This is a genomic window from Catenulispora pinistramenti (assembly GCF_018274385.1).
Taxonomy (GTDB): Bacteria; Actinomycetota; Actinomycetes; order Streptomycetales; family Catenulisporaceae; genus Catenulispora; species Catenulispora pinistramenti.
On the sequence record NZ_JAAFYZ010000141.1, the window covers coordinates 1 to 21,511 of the forward strand.

The 21,511-nt window shown below is 70.6% G+C and carries 20 protein-coding genes; 9 read left to right on the top strand and 11 right to left on the bottom strand.

Annotated features, from left to right (window positions below):
* Positions 1 to 1,341: 1,341 nt before the first annotated feature.
* The 3 genes from KGQ19_RS31830 to KGQ19_RS31840 form a co-directional block, all read right to left on the bottom strand.
* Complete coding sequence (locus KGQ19_RS31830) at positions 1,342 to 1,845, bottom strand: NUDIX domain-containing protein (protein ID WP_212016050.1); 504 nt, start codon at positions 1,843 to 1,845, stop codon at positions 1,342 to 1,344.
* Positions 1,846 to 1,942: 97 nt separating this feature from the next.
* Positions 1,943 to 3,826, bottom strand: coding sequence for an ABC transporter ATP-binding protein (locus KGQ19_RS31835; RefSeq protein WP_212016052.1), 1,884 nt, complete (start codon positions 3,824 to 3,826; stop codon positions 1,943 to 1,945).
* A complete protein-coding gene (locus KGQ19_RS31840) occupies positions 3,823 to 5,694 on the bottom strand; it encodes an ABC transporter ATP-binding protein (protein ID WP_230419762.1) in 1,872 nt (623 codons plus the stop codon). The genes KGQ19_RS31835 and KGQ19_RS31840 overlap by 4 nt, the downstream gene beginning before the upstream one ends.
* A gap of 148 nt (positions 5,695 to 5,842) precedes the next feature.
* On the opposite strand from KGQ19_RS31840, the gene fdhD reads away from it, so the two are divergent.
* Positions 5,843 to 6,724, top strand: coding sequence for a formate dehydrogenase accessory sulfurtransferase FdhD (fdhD, locus tag KGQ19_RS31845; protein ID WP_212016054.1), 882 nt, complete (start codon positions 5,843 to 5,845; stop codon positions 6,722 to 6,724).
* 10 nt (positions 6,725 to 6,734) lie between these two features.
* On the opposite strand, the gene KGQ19_RS31850 is transcribed toward fdhD, so the two are convergent.
* From KGQ19_RS31850 to KGQ19_RS31865, 4 genes are all read right to left on the bottom strand, one after another.
* A complete protein-coding gene (locus KGQ19_RS31850) occupies positions 6,735 to 7,145 on the bottom strand; it encodes an ArsR/SmtB family transcription factor (RefSeq protein ID WP_212016056.1) in 411 nt (136 codons plus the stop codon).
* Entirely contained in the window at positions 7,142 to 7,792 is a 651-nt protein-coding gene (locus tag KGQ19_RS31855) for an SRPBCC family protein (RefSeq protein ID WP_212016058.1), read from the bottom strand. The genes KGQ19_RS31850 and KGQ19_RS31855 overlap by 4 nt, the downstream gene beginning before the upstream one ends.
* Before the next feature lie 161 nt (positions 7,793 to 7,953).
* Entirely contained in the window at positions 7,954 to 9,111 is a 1,158-nt protein-coding gene (locus KGQ19_RS31860; RefSeq protein WP_413562931.1) for a YncE family protein, read from the bottom strand.
* Between the two features lie 188 nt (positions 9,112 to 9,299).
* The gene (locus KGQ19_RS31865) at positions 9,300 to 10,187 is read right to left on the bottom strand and encodes a polysaccharide deacetylase family protein (protein WP_212016060.1); all 888 of its coding nucleotides are present in this window, start codon (positions 10,185 to 10,187) and stop codon (positions 9,300 to 9,302) included.
* Positions 10,188 to 10,365: 178 nt separating this feature from the next.
* Between KGQ19_RS31865 and KGQ19_RS31870 the strand changes: the two genes are divergently transcribed.
* Together KGQ19_RS31870 and KGQ19_RS31875 are read left to right on the top strand one after the other, a co-directional pair.
* Complete coding sequence (locus KGQ19_RS31870; protein ID WP_212016062.1) at positions 10,366 to 10,812, top strand: hypothetical protein; 447 nt, start codon at positions 10,366 to 10,368, stop codon at positions 10,810 to 10,812.
* Between the two features lie 30 nt (positions 10,813 to 10,842).
* Complete coding sequence (locus KGQ19_RS31875; RefSeq protein WP_212016064.1) at positions 10,843 to 11,475, top strand: Maf family protein; 633 nt, start codon at positions 10,843 to 10,845, stop codon at positions 11,473 to 11,475.
* Between the two features lie 96 nt (positions 11,476 to 11,571).
* On the opposite strand, the gene KGQ19_RS31880 is transcribed toward KGQ19_RS31875, so the two are convergent.
* From KGQ19_RS31880 to KGQ19_RS31890, 3 genes are all read right to left on the bottom strand, one after another.
* The gene (locus KGQ19_RS31880) at positions 11,572 to 12,642 is read right to left on the bottom strand and encodes a hypothetical protein (RefSeq protein ID WP_212016066.1); all 1,071 of its coding nucleotides are present in this window, start codon (positions 12,640 to 12,642) and stop codon (positions 11,572 to 11,574) included.
* Between the two features lie 207 nt (positions 12,643 to 12,849).
* Positions 12,850 to 13,140: an acyl-CoA carboxylase epsilon subunit gene (locus KGQ19_RS31885; RefSeq protein WP_212016068.1), complete on the bottom strand. Its 291-nt coding sequence runs from the start codon at positions 13,138 to 13,140 to the stop codon at positions 12,850 to 12,852.
* The gene (locus KGQ19_RS31890) at positions 13,137 to 14,729 is read right to left on the bottom strand and encodes an acyl-CoA carboxylase subunit beta (RefSeq protein WP_307856572.1); all 1,593 of its coding nucleotides are present in this window, start codon (positions 14,727 to 14,729) and stop codon (positions 13,137 to 13,139) included. The genes KGQ19_RS31885 and KGQ19_RS31890 overlap by 4 nt, the downstream gene beginning before the upstream one ends.
* A gap of 40 nt (positions 14,730 to 14,769) precedes the next feature.
* On the opposite strand from KGQ19_RS31890, the gene KGQ19_RS31895 reads away from it, so the two are divergent.
* The 4 genes from KGQ19_RS31895 to KGQ19_RS31910 all read left to right on the top strand — a co-directional run bounded on the left by KGQ19_RS31895 (position 14,770) and on the right by KGQ19_RS31910 (position 18,612).
* Positions 14,770 to 15,666, top strand: a complete 897-nt coding sequence (locus KGQ19_RS31895) for a biotin--[acetyl-CoA-carboxylase] ligase (protein ID WP_212016070.1) — start codon at positions 14,770 to 14,772, stop codon at positions 15,664 to 15,666.
* A 122-nt stretch (positions 15,667 to 15,788) separates the two neighbouring features.
* Entirely contained in the window at positions 15,789 to 16,334 is a 546-nt protein-coding gene (locus KGQ19_RS31900) for a PH domain-containing protein (protein WP_212016072.1), read from the top strand.
* Positions 16,335 to 16,379: 45 nt separating this feature from the next.
* On the top strand, positions 16,380 to 17,645 hold the full coding sequence (locus KGQ19_RS51310) for an adenylate/guanylate cyclase domain-containing protein (protein WP_212016080.1): 1,266 nt from the start codon (positions 16,380 to 16,382) through the stop codon (positions 17,643 to 17,645).
* A 52-nt stretch (positions 17,646 to 17,697) separates the two neighbouring features.
* Positions 17,698 to 18,612 (top strand): hydroxymethylglutaryl-CoA lyase, encoded by a 915-nt coding sequence (locus KGQ19_RS31910; protein ID WP_212016082.1) that lies wholly within the window; start codon positions 17,698 to 17,700, stop codon positions 18,610 to 18,612.
* A gap of 98 nt (positions 18,613 to 18,710) precedes the next feature.
* Here KGQ19_RS31910 and KGQ19_RS31915 read toward each other — a convergent pair whose 3' ends face one another.
* On the bottom strand, positions 18,711 to 18,899 hold the full coding sequence (locus KGQ19_RS31915) for a hypothetical protein (RefSeq protein ID WP_212016084.1): 189 nt from the start codon (positions 18,897 to 18,899) through the stop codon (positions 18,711 to 18,713).
* Between the two features lie 124 nt (positions 18,900 to 19,023).
* Here KGQ19_RS31915 and KGQ19_RS31920 point away from each other — a divergent pair, with 124 nt between their 5' ends.
* Both KGQ19_RS31920 and KGQ19_RS31925 read left to right on the top strand, forming a co-directional pair.
* Positions 19,024 to 20,127 carry a GGDEF domain-containing protein gene (locus KGQ19_RS31920; protein ID WP_212016094.1) on the top strand — a complete coding sequence of 368 codons (1,104 nt, stop codon included), beginning with the start codon at positions 19,024 to 19,026 and terminating at the stop codon, positions 20,125 to 20,127.
* A gap of 74 nt (positions 20,128 to 20,201) precedes the next feature.
* Positions 20,202 to 21,494 (top strand): cytochrome P450, encoded by a 1,293-nt coding sequence (locus tag KGQ19_RS31925; protein ID WP_212016103.1) that lies wholly within the window; start codon positions 20,202 to 20,204, stop codon positions 21,492 to 21,494.
* Positions 21,495 to 21,511 lie beyond the last annotated feature (17 nt).

Here is a 21,511-nt window from a genome sequence, read left to right on the forward strand (position 1 = left end):
CCTCTCGGGGTCATTTTCGCGCCGACACGACGGCGCTGCAACGCGCCAGACCACTGTGATGAAGGGCCGGGCCTCCGGCGGGCCTCGGCAACCTCAGGGAAACTAGCGCGGTTCCCTAGGGTGGCCGGGTCAGTCTCAGCGGCGGCGGTTTGTGGGGTGGTGCGGTCCGTTCCCCACGGCCGCGTCGTCAGCCCGGGGGGTACAGCACCGGTGTCCGGGGGTAAAGTCCGCGCGTGGCGGTCATGCAGGTAGGCGGCGGTTTCGTACGGCGCGAACTTGACCCCCGGCCACCGGCACTGTAGGCGAAGCCCTGCCGACGCGACCGAGGGGAACGAACCGAAAACCAGCCGGAAGAATGGCAAAACAGGGGGTGCGGTACCGGCGGCTCGGCGAGTTCGGCTGCCGGTCAGGGCGCTGGCAGCGCGACAGTCGCAGGGTGCTCATTCTGGGCTGGCGGGTGCGGCCGCAGGTGTGGGCGCGGGCTCATCTGGCTGCCAAGATCGCCGCCGCCGGATGACAGACGGACCCGACCACCAAGATGGCCACCGCCGGATGACAGATTGGTCTAGCCGCCAAGGCATGCCGCCTACCGCACCCGGGCATGTTCTCGACCAACTGACCACCGGCCCGCCGCCAGCACCTCACCGCCAGCTGCATCAACCAACCGGTGTCCTCGTTCCCTGCGTTTTGTATTTCTCCGGCTGGTTTTCGGTTCGTTCCCCTCGGTCGCGTCGGCAGGGCTTCGCCTACAGTGCCGGTGGCCGGGGGTCCAGTTCGCGCTGTATACGACCGCCACCTGACCGCCCGACCGCCAGCGCGCGGACTTGACCCCCGGACACCGGTGCTGTACCCCCCGGGCTGACGACGCGACCGTGGGGAACGGACCGTAGCCACCTCTGGGACCGCCGCCGCTGAGACTAGATCGGCCACCCCAGGGAACCGCGCTAGTTTCCCTGAGGTTGCCGAGGCCCGCCGGAGGCCCGGCCCTTCATCACAGCCCTTGACTTTGATCTTGCTTGTGGCTCTTGATCTTGCTCTTGATCTGGCCTGTGCTGTTGATCTTGCCTGTGCCCCTTGCTCTGACTTACCGGAGTTGAAGAGGCCTGAGGTGGGGCGGGGTCGTGAACACCGGAACCGGCAGCCGACAAACACACCCACCACCCCGAACCCCGAACCGGCACAACTATAACCGAAGGCCGTAAAAAGCTTTGAAACCCACACCCCAACCGCAACCCGGCCCACAAACACCCGCCACTACATCGCCCTATCTGGCCAACCGCCACACCGACAACCGCCGCCTACGTCAGGCCGTCACCCGGGCGAAGGTTTCCCGATGCGGCATTAGCTCGCAGACGGAGCCTGACCGTCGTACAGATAGCGCGCACCGCCATCAGCCAGCGCGGCGGCACAAGCGCGGAGGCGCCGGGCCAGCAACGGCATCAGGAGAGCCTCCTGCTCGCGCTCGTCCGCGAGCCGCCACTCGGCGAGTTCCGATTGCTGGACAACGGCGTTCGCGGTGAGCCAGGTCTCGGTGACGGTGCCGCCGTCGAAGAGGAAGTTGGCCAGTGGTGGTCTGCCGTCGGGGAGGGCGGGGACCCAGTCCACGACGAGGAGGCGGCCTGGCGAGCGGTCGAGGCCTAGTTCCTCGCCGACTTCGCGGCGCGCGGTTTCCCAGGGGTGTTCGCCGGGATCCATTGCGCCGCCTGGGATCTCCCAGGTGTCGGTGCGGTAGCGCGGGCGGACCAGGACGATGCGGTTTGTCTCGTCGTGCAGGATGACTCCGGCGCCGGCGATGGTCTTCGGCAGGCGGGCGTAGTGCTCAGCCGGGGGCAGGAATTCGGTCATCGCAGAACCCTACAAAGGGTGGCCGGTGTCGTCTTCGCGGAGACGACACCGGCCACGTCCAGCGTTACCGGACCGGGCAGGTTCGGCGGGCTCGGCTCTAGACCAAAGACTCCCGCCAAGCCTGGTGCAGCCCCGCGAAGCGGCCGCTCCCGGCTTCGAGGAGCGCCGCGGGTTCGCCGTCCTCGACGATGCGGCCGTCCTCCATCACCAGGACGCGGTCCGCGATCTCGACCGTGGACAGGCGGTGGGCGATGATCAGGGCGGTGCGGTCGGCGAGGATGGTGCGCAGCGCGCGCTGGACCATGCGCTCGCTGGGGACGTCCAGGGAGCTCGTCGCCTCGTCCAGGACCAGGACCGCCGGGTCGGCGATGAAGGCGCGGGCGAAGGCCACGAGTTGGCGCTGGCCGGCGGACAGGCGGCCGCCGCGCTTCTTGACGTCGGTGTCGTAGCCGTCCGGCAGGGCACTGATGAAGGTGTGCGCGCCGATGGCCTTGGCCGCGTGCTCGATCTCGGCGCGGGTGGCGTCCGGGCGGCCGAAGGCGATGTTGTCCGCGACCGAGCCGGCGAACAGGAAGTTCTCCTGCGTCACGATCACTACCGCGCGCCGCAGGTCCGTGTCGGCCAGGTCGCGCACGTCCACGCCGTCGACGCGGACGGCGCCGTCCTGCGGGTCGTAGAAGCGGCACAGCAGGCGGGCCAGGGTGGACTTGCCCGCGCCGGTCGCGCCGACCAGGGCCACGGTCTGGCCGGCCGGGACGTCGAGGTTCAGCAGGGGCAGGATCACCTTGCCGCCGGTTCCGATGTCCTCGGCCTCGATGCCCGAGGCGGAGGTCGCGTCCGACTCGCGCTTGGGGTAGGCGAAGGTCACGCCGTCGAAGGAGACCCGGCCCTGCAACGGCGTGGGCAGCGGCTTCGGCTCGGCCGGCTCGGGCAGTTCGTTGGCCTCCTCCAGAACGCCGGACAGCTTCTCCAGCGCGGCCGTCCCGCTCTGGAAGGAGTTGTAGAACATCGCGATGGTCTCCAGCGGGTTGAAGAACTGCCGCAGATACAGCACGAAGGCCACCAGCACGCCGATCTGGATGTCCCCGTCCATCGCCCGCAGCCCGCCGTAGACCACCACGGCCGCGGTGGTGAACGCCGCGATGGTCCGCATCCCGGGGACGAAGATCGCCAGCAGGTTCATCGCGCGGGCGTTGGCCGAGCGGAACTCGTTGTTCAGCTGGCCGAAGATCTCCTCGTTGCGCGGCTCGCGGCGGAACGCCTTCACCGCGCGGATCCCGTTGCAGGTCTCCACGAAGTGCACGATCAGCGCCGCGATCGCCTCGCGGGTTCGGCGGTAGGCCACCGCCGAGTGCCGGGAGAACCAGCGCATCAGCAGCAGCATCAGCGGGAAGGCCAGAGCCACCACGAGCGCCAGCGGCACGTCCAGCACCGCCATCATGATCCCGATGCCCATCACCGTCAGCAGCGAGTCGAGCAGTCCGTCCAAGCCGTTGTCGATCAGGTCGTTCAGCGCGTCCGGGTCGGAGGTCAGCCGGCTGATCACGCGTCCGGACGTGTAGTTCTCGTGGAAGGCCAACGGCAGCGCCTGGAACTTGGTGAACACCATCCGGCGCAGGTTCAGCAGCATCGTCTGGCCGATGCGCCCGACCTTGTTCAGGAAGATCGCGCGCAGGCCCGAGGCCAGCGCGGCGCAGACCACCATCGCCACGAAGATCGCGGTGATCGGGCCCCAGTCCCCGCGCCGCAGCGCCGGGATGCCGTGGTCGATGCCGACCGAGACCAGGTAGGGCCCGGCCATGCTGAAGACGGTCTGCACCACGACCATGCCGGCGCAGAAGACCAGCTCCCGGCGGTGCGGGCGGACGAGTCGGCCGAGCAGCCGGCGGCTGCGGGCCCGCAGCCGGATGCCGGCTTTGCCGGGCAGGTCGTCCTTCTTCTCGGTGGCGACGCCCCGCCAGTCGGTGGTCGTCGTGCTCATCGGGACACCTCCATGAGTTCGCTGTCGGAGGTATCGGGCTCGGACGCGTCCGCGGCGTCGATCAGATCAGAGGTCTGCGAAAGGATGTCGCGGTACGCCGGACAGGTCCGCAGCAGCTCCTGATGCGTGCCCACGGCCTCGATCGTCGTGCCCTGCGGTCCCGGCGGCGAGAGCAGCACCACCCGGTCGGCCAGCAGCACCGTGGACGGCCGGTGCGCGACCACCAGGCCGGTGGTCCCGCGCAGCACGCTGTGCAGTGCCTCCTCGACCTTGCCCTCGGTGTGGATGTCCAGCGCGGACAGCGGGTCGTCGAGCACCAGGATCGAGGGGCGGCCCAGCACGGCGCGCGCCAGCGCGACCCGCTGCCGCTGCCCGCCGGACAGCGTCAGCCCCTGCTCCCCCACCCGGGTGTCCAGCGCCCACGGCAGTTCATTGACGAACTCGGCCTGCGCGATCGCCAGGGCCTCCTCGACCTGCTCCTGACTGGCGTCCGGGACGCCCATGGTCAGGTTCTCGCGCACCGAGGCGGAGAACAGCGTCGGGTCCTCGAAGGCGCACGCGACCTTGCTGCGCAGCTCGGCCAGCGGCAGCTCGCGCACGTCGACGCCGTCGACCAGCACCCGCCCCCGCGTGGCGTCGTAGAGCCGCGGCACCAGCGCGGTCAGCGTGGTCTTGCCGCAGCCGGTGGGCCCGACCACGGCGACGGTCTCCCCGGGGGCGACGCGCAGGTCGAACCCGGAGATGACGGGCCGGTCGGAGTTCGGGTAGGTGAAGCTGACGTTCTCGAAGACCAGCTCGCCCGCACTGGCGGGTTGCGGGAGCGCGGGGTTCTCGGCGTCGTCGATGTCCGGCACGATGTCCAGGACTTCCAGCACCCGCTCGGCCGCGGAGTTCGCCTCCTGGCTCTGCGCCATCAGCCAGGCCATGGACTCGATCGGCCACAGCAGCATCAGGTACAGCGAGATGAAGGCGACCAGCGTGCCCAGGGTCAGTGCGCCGGAGGACACCGCGTAGGCGCCGATCAGCACGCACAGCGACAGCACCAGCTGCGGCTGGAGCGCGAACATCGCCCACAGCTCGGACAGGGTCCTGATCTTGCGGAGCTCCAGCGAGCGCAGGGTCTTGGCGCGCTCGTCGAAGCGGCCGTAGAGCAGCTCCTGACGGCCGAACGCCTTGACCGCGCGGATGCCCAGCGCGGACTCCTCGACCAGGGTGGCGACGTCGCCGGCCTGGTCCTGGGCGGCCCGGGACTGCCGGTGGTAGCGGCGGTCGGCCAGCCGGCCGTAGAGGATCAGCGGAACCGACGCGGCGTAGATGATCAGGCCCATCACCGTGTGGATGAAGATCAGGGCCCCGCCGACCAGCAGGAAGGTGGCGCCGTTGACCACCAGGAAGATCAGCGCGAAGCCGAAGAACCGGCGCAGGCTGTTGATGTCGCCGGACACGCGGGAGACGAGCTGACCGGATTGCCAGGAGTCATGGAAGGCAACGGGGAGTCTCTGCAGGTGGCGGAAGAAGGCGTTCCGGATGTCGGCCTCGATGCCGAGGGCGGCGCGCTGCAGGAACCAGCGGCGCAGCCAGAGCAGCACCGACTCGGCGATGCCGAACAGCAGCACCAGGCCGCCCAACGGCCACAGCGCCGCCTTGTCGTGGTGCGCGATCGGGCCGTCGATGAGATCTTTGGTCAGCAGCGGCACGGCCACGCCGACCAACGTGGCCCCGAGCGCGGACAGCGTCATCAGGATCATCTGGCCCCGGTAGGGACGTACGAACGGGGCCAGGCGGCGCAGCGAGACGAATGCGCCGCGCCTGGGATCATCGGGGATCTTGGGTTTACTGGTGGAAGGTTCTGCTGGCGTCGACTCCATGAATCGGATGGTAGAGAATGCCTACGACACTTCTCACCTGGTTTTTAGGGGGGAATGTCAGTGGTGGAAAATCGCTTGCCTATTACCGGGGGAACCTGGCAGTCTAAGACTTGGGGACGAGTGTGGGTGAGGCCCATGGGTGAGCCCGATGAGTAGGGTGACGGCACGGCGGCGCGTGGTGCGCCTGGACGGTGCCGACGGCCCGGTCCGGCGGCGCGGCGGCGAGGAGCACATGGCCGCCGAGGAACCGCTGGAGCTGCGCATCGGCGGCAAGCCGTTCACAGTGACGATGCGGACCCCCGGCGACGACTTCGACCTGGTGGCCGGCCATCTCGCGGCCGAGGGCGTGCTGGCGGCGCCGGACGATCTGGTCCGGATGAAGTTCTGCTCGGCCGACAACGGCTGTTCGTCCACGGCGTACGTGGACGGCGAGGCGTCGCTGGCCTTCGCCGACGGCGACCCGCTGAACATCGTCGACGTGACCCTCGCGCCCGGCGTGGAGCTGCCCGAGGAGCGCCTGCGGCGCTCTTCGTACGTGACCAGCGCCTGCGGGGTGTGCGGTAAGACCTCCATCGACGCCGTGCACGCCGCGGCCCGCTGGCCGGTCGCGCACGACGACGGGAAGGTCTCGGCCGAGACCCTGTTCACCCTCCCGGACCGGATGCGCCAGGCCCAGAAGGTCTTCGCCAAGACCGGCGGCCTGCACGCGGCGGCCCTGTTCACCGCCGACGGCGAGCTGGTCTGCCTGCGCGAGGACGTCGGCCGGCACAACGCGGTCGACAAGGTCCTGGGCTGGGCGCTGCGCGCCGGCCGGCTGCCGCTGCGCGAGCACGTGCTGGCGGTCAGCGGCCGGGCCTCGTTCGAGCTGGTGCAGAAGGCGGTGGCCGGCGGGATCCCGGTGCTGGCCGCGGTGTCGGCGCCGTCGTCGCTGGCGGTGACCTTGGCGGCGGAGTCGGGGCTGACGCTGGTCGGGTTCCTGCGGGGGCGGACGGCGAATGTGTACTGCGGGTCGGAGCGGATCATCGACTGATCCGGGCCGGTCAGGCAGACCGCGCGTCCCCGCCCGGCTGCTGTTCCGCGGGGCGTTCGGCCGCCGTCACCCTGCGGGCCCGCTTTCCTCGGGCGACCTCGGTCGCCAGCGCGTCCAGAGGCTGGGTGAACTGCCGCATCGGGTCGGCCAGTCGGACGAGCCAGGCCTGAGCCGCGTCCAGACCCTCCGGGTCGAGCGCGTACAGCCGACGATTGCCGTCGGCACGGACCGTCACCAGCCCGGCGTCGCGAAGCACCTTGAGATGCTGCGAGACGCCGGGCTGCGAGATCGGCGCACGCCGGCGCACCGCGTCGACGATCCCGCCGGCCGACTGCTCGCCGGCGGCCAGGAACTCCAGCACATACCGGCGAACCGGATCGCCCAGCGCGTCGAAGAGGTCCCCCGGACCTGAGACGGTCAAGAAGCCGGGCCCTCCTCGGGACCGACCGTGTAGAACCGCACGGTCTTCTCGGCGGCCGTACGCGCCGCCGCCGGGTCCTCCCCGTCACCGATCGCCGCATCGGCCCACCCGTTGGCGGCGGTGCGGACGAACTCCTTTCCGTCGGGGGTGGTCGGGTAGGCCATCCCCTCGGCCGGGTCCACGGGCTTCCCCGTCGACAGGTGCAGCTCCAGACCGGTCAGCGCCAGGTCCCAGCCGACGCCGACGGCACCGGGCCCGTAGGTCCCCCAGATCTCCGGATCGACCTGCGACTCGTGCATCAGCTCCAGCTCAGTGCCGTCGCCCTCGGGAGTGAGCGTGACCCGCACCCACGAAACCTGCGTCTCCCACTCCCAGGTGAGGGCGAGCAGCTCCGGGGCCTCGCAGCGCTCGACGGTGCCGCCGGCGTTGCCCTCCAGCTGATAGCGGCCGCCGACCCGCAGTTCGCCGCTGACCGGCAGGAACCAGCGCGGGATCCGCTCGGCGTTGGTCAGTGCGTCCCAGAGGTCGGCCTGGTCCGTGGCGTACGTGCGGCGGGCGACAGCGATCTTGGTGGGCGTACCCTCTCGGGATCCGCTGCGGACCTGCCGGGTGACGAGCCCGGCCATGATGGCGGGATTGGGCAGCATGCGTATCGACCTCTCTCTATAAGTTGCTACTTATAGAGGAACACGAAGCCGATCAGTTGGCAAGCCGACCCGACGGACCGCTGCCGGAAAACACTGGACCACTGCCGAGGGATCGAACCGCCGCCGAAAGACCCCGAACCGCTACCGAGGAGCTCGAACGGCTACCGGAAGACCCCGGTGTGCCCCAGCGAATACCGCCCCGGCTGCGGGTACACCGCCAGCCCGTGCGGCCCGCGCCCGACCTTGATCCGGGCCAGCAGCCGGCCGTCCGTGGTCGAGATCGCGTACACCTCGGCGTCGTAGCGCCCGGACAGCCACAGCACCTTGCCGTCCGCCGACACGCCGCCCATGTCCGGCGACCCGCCGCCGGGCAGCTGCCACTTCGCGCGGGGCTTGCCGGTGGCGAAGTCGAACAGCGTGATGCTGCCTTCGCCGCGGTTGGAGACGTACATGGTCGTGGAGTCGCGTGAGACGTACAGGCCGTGCGCGCCTTTGCCGGTCGGGATCAGGCCGGTCACCTTGAAGGCGTCGCCGTCCACGGTCCACACGCCGTTCGCGACCATGTCCGCGACGTAGAAGACCCGGCCGTCCGGCGAGATCTTCACGTCCTGCGGCATCGAGCCCTGCATCGGCAGGTCCACCACGCCGACCAGGGCGCGCTTCTTCGTGTCCACCTTCAGCAGCTGGCCGGAGAACTCACAGGACACGATGAAGTACGAACCGTCCGGCGCGAAGTCGGCGTGGTTCACGCCCTGGCACGGGACCGGCAGCACCTTCTGGACGGCCATGGTGTGCGGGTCGCGGAAGACCAGCTGCTTGTCCATGCTGGCCATCACGACCGCCGACCCGCCGTCCGGCGTGAAGTAGAGGTTGTACGGGTCGTGGACCGGGATCGGCGTGCCGGCCTTGCCGGTGAAGGGGTCGATCGGGGTCAGGCTGTTGCCGAGGTCGTTGTTGACCCACAGCGTCTTCAGGTCCCACGAGGGGACGACGTGCTGCGGTTCGTGGCCCACCTTCATCGTCTCGATGACGTGGTAGTCCGCCGGGTCGATCACCGTGACGGTGTCGCTCTCGGTGTTCGGCACGTAGACCCTCGGCAGGGCCGAGGCGATCACCGGGGACACCATGCCAGCGCGGTCGAAGGCGTACAGGTCGGCGGGATCGTAGCCGGGCATGCCGGGGAGCGCGGCGGGCAGCAGCGCGCCGGCGCTTCGTGCGGAGCCGCCGGCGAGTCGGCCGCCGGTGGCCGCCATCGCGGAGGCCTGGGGAACGGCGCCTTGGGCGGCGGCCGAGCCGGCGCTGGTGTCCATCCCGGCCATGCCCGTGCCGGTGTGGGCCGAGCCCTTCGCGGAGTCCCCGCCGTCATGCCAGACTCCGCGATCGGTCGCCACCCACACGCCGGCTCCGATCACCCCGGTGGCGATCAGCGTGGCCGCGGCCCGGCGCATGCGCACCCGGCGGGACGGGAGCGCGGCGCCGCCGCTGTGTGTGCCCCGCGGAGTGCGCGTCACGAGAACAGCTCCGATGTGGTGACGGCGGCCAGGCCGCGGGCTTTCAGACCGGCCAGCACGGCCGGCAGCGCGGTCACCGTGTGCTGGTGCCCCAGGTGCATCGACACGACGGCCCCGGGGTGGACCGCGGCCAGCAGCCGCTCGGTGATCTGCGCGGCCGACGGGTCCTCGTAGTCCAGCGGGTCCACGTCGTAGGACAGGACCGTGCGATAGCCGGCCCGGCGGGCCTGCTCGACCAGCATCGGGTTGGCGTGCTGGGTCTGCGAGGGCCGGAACCAGATGCCGGGCGAGCCGGTGAGCTTGCGCAGCCGGGCCGCGCAGGCCTCGATCTCGGCGAACGCCGCGGTCGGCGACAGGCTGGAGATGTCGACGTGGTTCTCGGTGTGGTTGCCGAGTTCGTGGCCGCCGTCCAGGACCCGCCGCGCCATCTCCGGATTCCCGCCGAGCCAGCGGCCGACGGCCAGCACGGTCAGCCGGGCGTCGTTGGCCTCGGCCTCCTTCAGGAGGGACTGCGCGAGCTGCGGGTCACCGTCGCCGTGGAAGGTCAGGGCGACCTGCGCCCGGCCGGTCGCGGCGTGGTCGACCTCGGTGAAGGCCTGGGTCTGGGTCCGGGCCGAGTCTTGGGCTCGGGCTTCGGCTTGGGCCTGGGCTTGGGCTTGGGTGCGGCTGGAGGGCGACGCGGAGCCGGCCCCGGGGGCGGACGCGGACGTCGGTCCCGGCGATGCCGCCGTTCCCGCCGCCCGCGCGCCGGACCCCTGGCTCGCGGCCGGCTCCGTCCGCGCCGCCTTCCCGTCCGAGCACGCCGCCAGACCGGCCGACGCGGCGGCCGTCCCCAACACGGCCAGCCCCGCCCGCAGCGCGGTACGTCGGTCCGGTGCGTTCACGGGCCAAGATCCTAGGTCGGCCACCGTCCGTTTTCCGGCGTTTGGTCCGCGTGCCGCCTTAAGTGCGACCGGCGTTTCACCCGATCGGTAGTCATCAACCCTCTTGTATCGATCGCTACTGGCGAGTAGTTTTCAACGGACCGTCCAATACTCCGTCGTCGGGAGCGGGAGCTGAGCCGTGGGACGCAAGATATTGATCTTCGCCGGTGCCCTGGCGCTGGCCGCCGAGGCGCTGGGCACGCTGGTCGTGGCCGCCGCCTTCTACGGGTTCGTGGCCTTCGGCAACGGCGTCAAGTTCGGCCCGGCCGGTCCCGGCCTGCTGAAGATCGTCGCCGTCGCCCTGAACCTGGCCCTGTGCGCGGCGCTGCTCCTGGGGGCGGTCATCCTGATCCTGGCCGCGTTCGGCATGGTGCTGAACAGCTTCATGCAGGGCCTGATGATGGCGATCGCGGCTCTGCAGCTGTTCGTCACGATAGTGGTCACCGGACTGACCGGCTGGACCCAGCTGTTCATCCTCGGCGGCATCTTCGTCCTGGTGGCCGGCGCCCTCGCGGTGGCGATGGTGACGCCGAACGCGCCCACGCCGGAGCCCGGCCCGGTGGACGGCGCACCGACCGCCGCCTGAGGGTTCCCGGGCCCCGTTAGAGTCGGGGACATGCCCACCACACCACCGCCGATCGTCCTGGCCTCCGCCTCCCCCGCCCGGCTGTCCCTGCTCCGCGGCGCCGGCTTCGACCCGCGCGTCGTGGTCAGCGGCGTCGACGAGGACGCGATCGAGGAAGCGCTCGGCCCCGACGCCACGCCGTACGAGGTCGCGCTGGCCCTGGGCAAGGCCAAGTGCCAGGCCGTCGCCGCGCTCCCGGAGACCGACGGCGCCCTGGTCATCGGCTGCGACTCGATCCTGGAATTCCAGGGCCGGGCCCTGGGCAAGCCGGACACCCCGCAAGAGGCGGTCGCGCGCTGGTACGCGATGCGCGGCCGCAGCGGCGTGCTGCTCACCGGGCACTGGCTGGCCGACCGCGCCACCGGCAAGGAAGCGGGCGAGGTCGCCGCGACCGTCGTGCACTTCGGCGAGCCGAGCGATGAGGAAGTCCTCGCCTACGTCGCCACCGGCGAACCGCTGCGGGTGGCCGGTGCGTTCACGATCGACGGCCTGGGCGGTGCGTTCGTGGACCGGCTGGAGGGCGACCACTCGAACGTGGTCGGGCTGTCGAAACCGTTGCTGCGCAAGCTGATGGCGGAGTTGGGGCTCAACTACACGGCGTACTGGCAGACTCCGGCGCGGTGAATGACAACGGCGGGAAGCCCCTGGAAGGGACTTCCCGCCGTCGACGTTTCACACCGGCTCACACCGGCGCTGTCCGCACCGGCTTGAGCCGAGGCCTTACAGACCCTGCCCGAACGAGGACAGCAGCTTCTGCACGTCGACGTTGGTGACATCGCCCGGCGCGGAGACACTGCCGGCGGTCTGGCTGAACTTGGCGTCCACCGGCAGGTGGCCGCCGCCGGTCTGGCTCGACGGCAGGAACTGCGCCAGGTCCACCTGCAGCTCGCTGATCTGGCCGCTCTTCAGCCAGACGTTGAACGTGACGTTCTCGCTGTCCGGGACCGAGTTCAGGCCCTGGCGGAGCTTGTCGATGTCCGCCTTCGACTTGCCGGGCACCGCGCTCAGGGTCGGGGTGATGGCCTGGAGCACGTCCTGGCCGATGACCTTGACCTTGCCGCTGACCTCGTACTGCCCGCTGCCCTTGTCCGTGACGGTGGCGTCCTGGGTCAGGGCCTTCATCAGGTTGGACTCGATGCCGGCCAGCATCTGCGTTCCGGCCGAGGTGCTCGGGGCGGTGCTGGAGCCGAGGTCGCTGTTGCCGAGGTTCTGCGCCATCTGCTCGAGGTTCTTCAGGTCCGCGGCGCTGACCCCCACCCACTTGCCGGCCATCAGGGCCTGCAGCGGCGCCTGGAAGTCCGCCGGAGCCTGGCTGAGCTGGCTGTTCACGTCCGAGGCCGACTTGCCGGCCAGCTGCAGGAACTGCGGCATGTTGGCCTTGGCGTACAACGCGCCGCCGACCATCCGGATGTCCAGGAAGTCGGTGCCGCCGGCGGTCAGGTCGAGCTCGACGTTCGGGTTCTCACCGGGCTTCAGGTCCTTCAGCGGCTTGTCGGAGCTGGCCGTGAACTTCACGACGATGCCGCCGTTGCTGAACAGGCTCTTGGCGATCTGCGCGGACTGCGGGTCGCTGTCCTTGTTCATCGCCGCGATCATCGCGTCGTCCGGCTTCAGCGAGAGCTGGAAGGCCTCGGCGTTGCCGCTGTTGATGTTGTGCACCGCGGCGGCCAGCGCCTCGGTCGGGTTCTTGCTACCGCCGGTCCCCCCACCGGTGCTTCCGGAAGAGGAGCACGCGGTCAGCGAGAGCCCGGCGACGGCGCCGACAGCGATCGTCATCGTCAACGCGCGCACCGGACGCTTTGTGGATATGGACGTCGTCTGTGGCATTGCTGGGAACCCCCCACTTAGCCGAGCCTTAACTTTTCCTCTAACTCTCTTAACTGTACCCGCAGGGCCCGACTGACCGGATGCGACTTAGGGCGGAATCTGTGAATCCACCTACAGATGACGTGATCTTGCCCGAGTACTCCCTGCGACGTACGCCGACGGGCGCATCGGTCACCGGGCTTGCGGGAACGCCGACGCGCGCCAGCCACCAGGACCGGGGTGCGAGGGGGTGCGCACGTTCCGTTCCCTCGCGGTCCAACCGCTTCGTCCGCCCCGGCCTGCGCCATCGTTACTGGATCGTGACGGCGTCCCGGCCGCCGCGGCGGCGATGACCGCCACCACCACGGCTACTTCCTCAGCAGTGGGGTTGCCATGCAGAACCCTGATTTCGGGGGCTGGTACCGCCTGCGCCGCCCCGGCGTCGGCCGGGGCGGTCGGCACGCCCTGTGTCCCGGCGCTCACAGCGGGATGTTCCCATGCTTCTTCGGCGGCAGCGTCTCGCGCTTGGAACGCAGCGCCCGCAACGCCTTCACGACGTAGACCCGGGTCTGTGACGGCTCGATCACCGAGTCGACGTAACCGCGCTCGGCGGCGTCGTAGGGGTTCAGCAGTTCGTCCTCATACTCCCGGATGAGCCGCGCCCGTTCCGCGGCTGGGTCCTCCGAGGCCGCCAATTCCTTGCGGTACAAGATGTTCACGGCGCCCTGCGCGCCCATCACGGCGATCTGCGCGGTCGGCCAGGCGACGTTCAGGTCGGCGCCGAGGTGCTTGCTGCCCATGACGTCGTAGGCGCCGCCGAAGGCCTTGCGGGTGATGATGGTCAGCAGCGGCACCGTGGCCTCGGCGTAGGCGTAGATGAGCTTCGCGCCGCGCCGGATGATGCCGTTCCACTCCTGGTCGGTGCCGGGCAGGAAGCCGGGGACGTCGACGAAGGTGAGCACCGGGACGTTGAACGCGTCGCAGGTGCGCACGAAGCGTGCGGCCTTCTCGGAGGCGTCGATGTCCAGACAGCCGGCCAGTTGCAGCGGCTGGTTGGCGACGATGCCGACGGTGCGGCCCTCGACCCGGCCGAAGCCGACCACGATGTTCGGTGCGAACAGCGACTGCACTTCGAGGAAGTCGGCGTCGTCGAGCACGTGCTCGATGACCTTGTGGATGTCGTAGGGCTGGTTCGCCGAGTCCGGGACCAGCGTGTCCAACTCCCGGTCTTCGGCGGTGACTTCGAGGTCGCCGGGCACGTCGTACTCCGGGGCGTCCTCAAGGTTGTTGCTCGGCAGGAAGGAGAGCAGACCCTTGACGTAGTCGATGGCGTCCTTCTCGTCCGCGCCCATGTAGTGCGCGTTGCCGGACTTGGTGTTGTGGGTCCGGGCGCCGCCCAGGTCCTCCATCGAGACGTCCTCGCCGGTGACCGTCTTGATGACGTCCGGGCCGGTGATGAACATCTGCGAGGTCTGGTCGACCATCACTACGAAGTCGGTCAGCGCCGGGGAGTAGACGTGCCCGCCGGCCGCCGCGCCCATGATCAGCGAGATCTGCGGGATGACGCCGGAGGCCAGTACGTTGCGGCGGAAGATCTCGCCGTACAGGCCGAGCGAGACGACGCCCTCCTGGATCCGCGCGCCGCCGCCCTCGTTGATCCCCACGATCGGGCAGCCCAGCTTCAGCGCCAGGTCCAGCACCTTGACGATCTTCTCGCCGTACACCTCGCCGAGCGCCCCGCCGAACAGCGTGACGTCCTGGGAGAACACGCACACCTGGCGGCCGTCCACGGTCCCGAACCCGGTGACCACACCGTCGGTGTAGGGCCGGTTCCGCTCCATCCCGAAGCGCGCCGACCGGTGCACCGCCAGCTCGTCGAGCTCCATGAAGGAGCCGTCGTCGAGCAGGTACTCGATCCGCTCGCGGGCCGTCATCTTCCCCTTGGCGTGCTGCTTCTCCACCGCGCGCTCGTTGCCGGCGTGGATCGCGGTGTCGAGGCGGGAGCGGAGCTCCGCGAGCTTGCCCGCCGTGGTGTGGGGTGCGTCGTTTGAGGGGGCTTCGGCGTCGGTCACGTGGTCACTGTAATGCGTACCCAGGCAATAGCCTCGTGGGATGACTAGTGACTCGCCTTACAGTGATTTGGACCGCCCGCCACTGCGCGAGCCGGCACTGAACAAGGCGGTCGGGCGCCCGGGCGGGCTCTGGCGGCGGATCGAGGTGGTGGCCGAGACGGCGTCCACCAACGGCGATGTGGCCGACGCCGCGCGGGCCGGGGCGCAGGAGGGTTATGTCCGGGTCGCCGAGGTGCAAAGTGCCGGGCGGGGGCGGCTCGGGCGGACGTGGTCGGCGCCGCCGCGGTCGGGGTTGTTCCTGTCGGTGCTGCTCCGGCCGAGTGATGTCCCGGCGGCCCGCTGGGGATGGCTGCCGTTGTTGGTCGGGACGGCGGCGAGGACCGCGGTGGACGCGGTGAGCGGGGTGCCGGTCAAGCTGAAGTGGCCGAACGATCTGATCGTGGTGGATGACACGCCGAGCGCCGAAGCGACCGCCGGCGGTTCCGATCCGGCGGCCGACGCCTACGGTGCCGCCCGCAAGCTCGGCGGCATCCTGGTCGAGCGAGTCGACACCGCCCAGGGTCCGGCCGCGGTCGTCGGTCTGGGGCTCAACGTCTCATTGCGGCGCGAGGAGCTGCCGGCCCCGCACGCGACCTCGCTGGTGCTGGAGGGCGCGAAGGCCGCCGACCGCGACCCGCTGCTGCGGGCCGTGCTCCGCGAGCTCGAGCGCTGGTACACCGACTGGAGCGTCACCGGCGGCGACCCGATGGCCTCCGGCCTGCTGTCCGCGTACGCCGCGTCCTGCGCGACCATCGGACGCCGGGTGCGGGTGGAGCTGCCCGGCGGCGAGCCCGTGGTGGGCGAGGCCGTGGGGCTGGACGGGGACGGGCGGCTGCTCGTGCGGACCGCGGCCGGGGAGCGGGCGTTCGGGGCCGGGGATGTCGTTCATCTCAGATGACAAGACCCTGTCACCGGCAAGTAACTGCCAACCACTCCTATTGTCTGCAAGTATGCGTGGCGACAAGACACCTTCGCTTCCTCACAGGGGGGAGGCGCGGAGTTGAGGGAGTAGTGACGGTAATGGGTTACCCCAAGCACCTTCTGGCGCCCGGCGAGCAGATCGACCTCGCGATGCGCCCGCACTGGAAGGCGCTGATCCTCCCGGTGCTGAACCTGATCGTGGCGGTCGCCGTGTTCGGCGCGGCGGCCGGGCTGACCAGCGGCAACACCCAGAAGTACGCGGCCATCGGGGTCGGCGCGCTGGCGGTGATCGACATCATCATCTTCACGGTCCGGCCCTGGGTCATCTGGCTGAACAAGAACTACATCGTCACGAACAAGCGGCTGATCATCCGCGAGGGCTTCATCCACCGCGAGGGCCGGGACATGCCCCTGGTGAAGATCAACGACGTGTCGTTCAAGCACAACGGCCTGCTGGACCGGATCCTGGGCTGTGGCACGCTGGTGGTGGAGTCCGCCGGCGAGCACGGTCAGGAGCAGTTGGAGGACATTCCGCACGTGGAGTCCACGCAGCGGGAGCTGACCACCCTGATCAGCAACGTCGGCGTCAACGGCACGGCCGAGCTGAGCGAGCCCGAGGAGCACGAGCACCACCGCAAGAAGTAGTACCCGGCGATTCGACGGCGACCAGAGCAGGAGCAGCGGAAGACGATGGCGCGCATGGTGCCGGGGGACGGCGGGCGCGACGCGGCCCGGAACGGCGGCGACACTGCCGACACTGCCGGGTCGGCCGAGTCGGCCGGATCCGCCGAGTCGGCACAGGCCGCCGGGTCCGCTGGATCCACCCCCTCCGGAGCGTCATCCGCCACCGGCTCCGCCTGGTCTGACCTCCCCGGCCTCCCCGACGTCCCCACGACGGCGGGGGAGGTCGCACTGTCGGCGGCCCAGGCCCTGGAAGCACAGGCGCAGGAAGCACAGACCCCGGAAGCCCAGTCCCAGGCCCGGGCCGCAGCCAAGCGCAAGGCCAACGGCGACGAGCTGGAGGCGTTGCTGCTCGGCGGCGTCCCCCGGCACACCGCCTACGAGGTCTGCAAGGCGGCCGGCATCCCCTACGACGAGGCCCGCCGCTACTGGCGCGCCATGGGCTTCGCCGACGTCGGCCAGGCCCGGGCCTTCACCGACGCCGACGTCGACGCGCTGCTCCGGCTCGGCGGCATGCCCCGCAGCGGGCTGTTCACCGAGGAGTTCGCGATCCAGGTCGCCCGCTCCATGGGCCAGACCACGGCCCGGCTGGCCGAGTGGCAGGTCGACGCGCTGTTCGACGCCTTCGACACGGCCGGCGTCGGCTCGGAGGAGATGGCCGAGTTCGGCTACCGGATCGGCCGCCGGGTGCTGCCGGAGCTGGAGGAGCTGCTGGTCTACGTCTGGCGCCGGCAGCTGGCCGCGGCCGCCGGCCGGGTCCGGCAGCAGCTCCAGGAGCACGCCGAGGGACAGCAGGCCGTCGGGTTCGCCGACCTGGTGTCCTTCACCCGGCTCTCGCGCCAGCTGTCCGAGGAGGAACTGGCCCGGCTGGTCTCGGTGTTCGAGGCCACGGCCGCCGACACCGTCGCGTTCGGCGGCGGCCGGCTGATCAAGACCCTGGGCGATGAGATCATGTTCGCCGCCGACTCCCCGGCGCGGGCCGCGCGGATCGCGCTGGACCTGCTGGCGTCGATGCGGCGGACGGAGGCCGTGCCCGAGCTGCGGATCGGCGTGGCGTACGGGCACGTCGTGCAGCGCAACGGCGACATCTACGGGACCACGGTCAACCTGGCGGCGCGGCTGACGTCGCTGGCCGAGCCGGACCAGATCGTGGTGGACCCGGAGCTGGCCAAGGCGCTGGACCCGGACGCGGCGTTCGCGCTGGCGCCGATCGGGACCCGGATGGTGCGCGGGCTCGGGGAGATCGAGGCTTCGGCGCTGACGCCGGCGGAGTGACCGGCGCCACGTTCCGTTCCACACTGTGAGACCCGCTACTAGCATCGATGGCATGACCGATATGCCGACAGCGTTGTCGCTCCGGGAAGTGGGGCCGCGCGACGGCCTGCAGAACGAAGACCCGGTCTCCACCGAAACCAAGCTCGAACTGATCGACCGGCTCTCGCACACCGGCGTGTCGCGGATCGAGGCGGTGTCGTTCGTGCACCCCCGCGCGATCCCGCAGATGGCCGACGCCGCCGAGGTCGCCGCGCAGATGACGCGGGCCGCCGACGTGCGCTACTCCGCGCTGGTGCCGAACCTCCGGGGCGCCGAGCGGGCCCTGGACGCCGGGTTCAACGAGATCGAGGTGGTCGTCTCCGCCTCGGACACGCACAACAAGAAGAACCTGAACCGCAGCACCGCCGAGTCCCTGGACGACATCGCCGCGATCATCGACCTGGCGCACGGCCGCGGCGCCACGGTCCAGGTGATCACCTCCACGGCCTGGGGCTGCCCGTACGAGGGCGACATCCCCACCGAGCGCGTGCTCTGGGTGGTCGACACGGCGGTCGCGCACGGCGCCGACTCCCTGTCCTTCGGCGACACCACCGGCATGGCCACCCCGACCCGGGTCACCCGGCTGATCGGCGAGACCCGCTCGGCGCACGCCGACAAGCCGCTGAACCTGCACTTCCACAACACCCGCGGCACGGGCCTGGCGAACGTCCTGGCCGCGCTGCAACTCGGCGTCACCGACTTCGACGCCTCGGTCGGCGGCCTCGGCGGCTGCCCCTACGCCCCCGGCGCCTCCGGCAACATCGCCACCGAGGAGCTGGTGCACATGGTCGAGGACATGGGCATCGACACCGGCGTCGACCTCGACGCGCTGCTGGACACCGCGGCTTACGCCGAGCAGGCCGTCGGGCGGACGCTGCCTTCGCAGGTGCTGCGGGCCGGACCGCGGACCCGGCTCGCGCAGAGCTGAGCCGGACCGCGCAGAGCTGAGCCGGGCTGACGGGAACCCGACATCGACTGACCGGCCCGCGCCGGTCAGTCGATATGACTCGCCGCCGACGGGTCCGGCTATTCCCGCGCCGCCGGCCTCGCCTCTCCGGCTTGCGCCAGAGCCCGTTCCCAGGCCTCCTCGCCGCGCGCGCGTCGCAGCTGGTCGCGGACGTATTCGGACACGGACACGCCCAGCTCGGCGGCCCGGGTGCGGGCGGCGGCCAGGCCGTCGTCGGGCGGGGACGTGGGGGGCTGGGGTCCGGTCACGTCGGGCCACGGTACCGACACCCGGCGTGGATCTCGTGGACCGTCGCCCAGACGGGTGAAGTGGCACAGCCCGGGGAGATCACCTAGCGTGGTCCCGTGATTTCGTACGGCGGGCCCCGCGGCGATGGCTGACCAAGCCTCGGTCCGGCTGCGTGCGCTCACCGACCTGGCCCGCGGACTGGCGCGGGTGCACGGGTTCAGCGAGGTCATCTCGGTGGCCGCCGAGGAGTCGCGCAAGGCGCTGGACGCGCGGGTGGTCTCGCTGTCGGAGTTCGTGCGGGCCACCGGGCAGCTGCGGGTGCTGATCAACCACGGCGACCTGCTGCCGTTCGAGGAGCGGTTCCCCGAGGAGGAGTGGTACGCCCCCTCCGACTTCCCGCGCATCGTCAGCGAGGAGTACCCGCGGCCGTGGACGCTGCGCAGCGACGACGCGAAGGCCGACCCGCGGCGCACCGCCTCGCTGCGGCTGCGCGAGCGGAACAGCGCGCTGATCGCCCCGATCTTCTTCGCCGGCCAGGTCTGGGGCGAGCTGTACGCCGCCCGCACCGCCGACCAGGAGCCCTACACCGACGCCGACCTGGACTTCGCCGCCACGCTCGCGGCCCTGGTCAGCGCCGGGCTGGCGCAGGCCGACCGGCAGGAGTACCTGGAGCGGCTGGCCTACACCGACGAGCTGACCGGACTGGCCAACCGGCGGGCCATCGAGGTCGGCCTGGACGAGGCGATGGAGCTGCACCGGCTCACCGGACTGCCGGTGGGCCTGATCATCTGCGACGTGAACGGCCTGAAGCAGGTCAACGACACCTCCGGGCACGACACCGGGGACGCGGTCCTGGAGCAGCTGGCCGGACACCTGTCCGCGGTGGCCGGCACCGTCAACGGCGCGCTGGCCGCCCGGATAGGCGGTGACGAGTTCGCGGTCCTGGCGGTCGGCCAGCCCTGGTCGGCGGTGACCCAGCTGGCCGAGGACCTGGCGGCCCGGGCCGCCAAGCTGGAGGGCATCGCCGGCGCCGCCGTCGGCTACTCCGCCACCGACGGCCCGGCCGGTCCAGTGGCCGACCGGGACACCCTCTTCCGGCTCGCGGACGCGGCCCAGTACGAGGCCAAGCGCGAGGGCATCCAGCGCCCCATCGCGGCCGCCGCCCGACACCTGATCCGGGTGCGGGAGGCGGCGGCCGACGGGACCGCGGCCTCCCGTGACCGGCGCCGGATACGCCGCGGCCGTTGACCGGCCGGCACCACACCGACCATGACATATACGGAAAAGCTTGACGTATCAGTACTCGATGTCAAGCTGACCCCATGGCCACCGTCCTCGGCACCGACATCGACCTGTCCGACAACAGCTTCTGGGCCCTGCCCTACGACCAGCGCATGGCCGCCTTCGCCGAACTCCGGGCCCGGGCCACGGCCCCGCTGTTCGCCGAGCCCCGATTCCCGCTCATCAAGCCCGGCCCCGGCTACTACGCGCTGACCCGCCACGCCGACATCGTGGCGGCCAGCCGCCACCCGGAGGTCTTCAGCAGCGAGCCGGCCTCCAACAGCATCCCGGACATGCCGCGCTTCCTGGCCACCTACTTCGGCTCGATGATCAACATGGACGATCCCCGGCACGCCCGGCTGCGCCGCATCGTCTCCCGGGCCTTCACCCCGAAGCTGGTGACCGGCCTGAAGGCGGAGATCGAGGCCACCGCCGCGCAGATCGTCGACGGCCTGCTGGCCCGGCGCACGGGAGACTTCGTCGCCGAGGCCGCCGCCCGGCTGCCGATCCAGGTCATCTGCGCCATGATGGGCATCCCCGAGGACCGGCACGCCATGGTCCACGCGCACACCAACCGCATCCTGGCCGGCAGCGACCCGGAGTTCACCGGTGTGCCGCCGGACGCGGGACCGCTGCGCACCAAGCTGGTCGGGCCGGTCGCGATGTACCGCCTGGTCCGGGCCGGACGCCAGTTGCACCACCTGGCCTCGGCCCTGGGCCGGGAACGCCGTCGGCACCCCACCGACGACCTGACCTCCAAGCTGGTCAACGCCGATGTCGACGGCGACGCCCTCACCGACCAGGAGTTCGGCTCGTTCTTCATCCTCCTGGTGGTGGCCGGGAACGAGACCACGCGCACCGCGCTGTCGCACGCCCTGATGCTCCTCACCGACCACCCCGACCAGATGGAACTCCTGCAGAGCGATTTCGACCGGCACATAGTCGGCGCCCTGGACGAGATCCTGCGCTACGCGACCCCGGTGACCCAGTTCCGCCGCACCCTGACCCGGGACCACGACCTGTTCGGCACGCCGCTCAAGAAGGGCGACAAGGTCCTGCTCTTCTACAACGCCGCCAACCGCGACCCGGAGGTCTTCGAGGACCCCGACCGCTTCGACATCACCCGCACCCCCAACCCGCACCTGAGCTTCGGCGGCCCGGGCCCGCACTTCTGCCTCGGCGCGCACCTGGCCCGGACGGAGATGACGGCGCTGCTGCGGGAGCTGTTCGCCCGGGCCCCGTCGATCCGGGCGGTCGGCGAGCCGGACCGGCTGACCTCCAGCTTCATCAACGGGATCAAGCGGCTCCGCTACGAGATCAGCGAGATCGAATAGAAGCGCGCTTGTCGGCG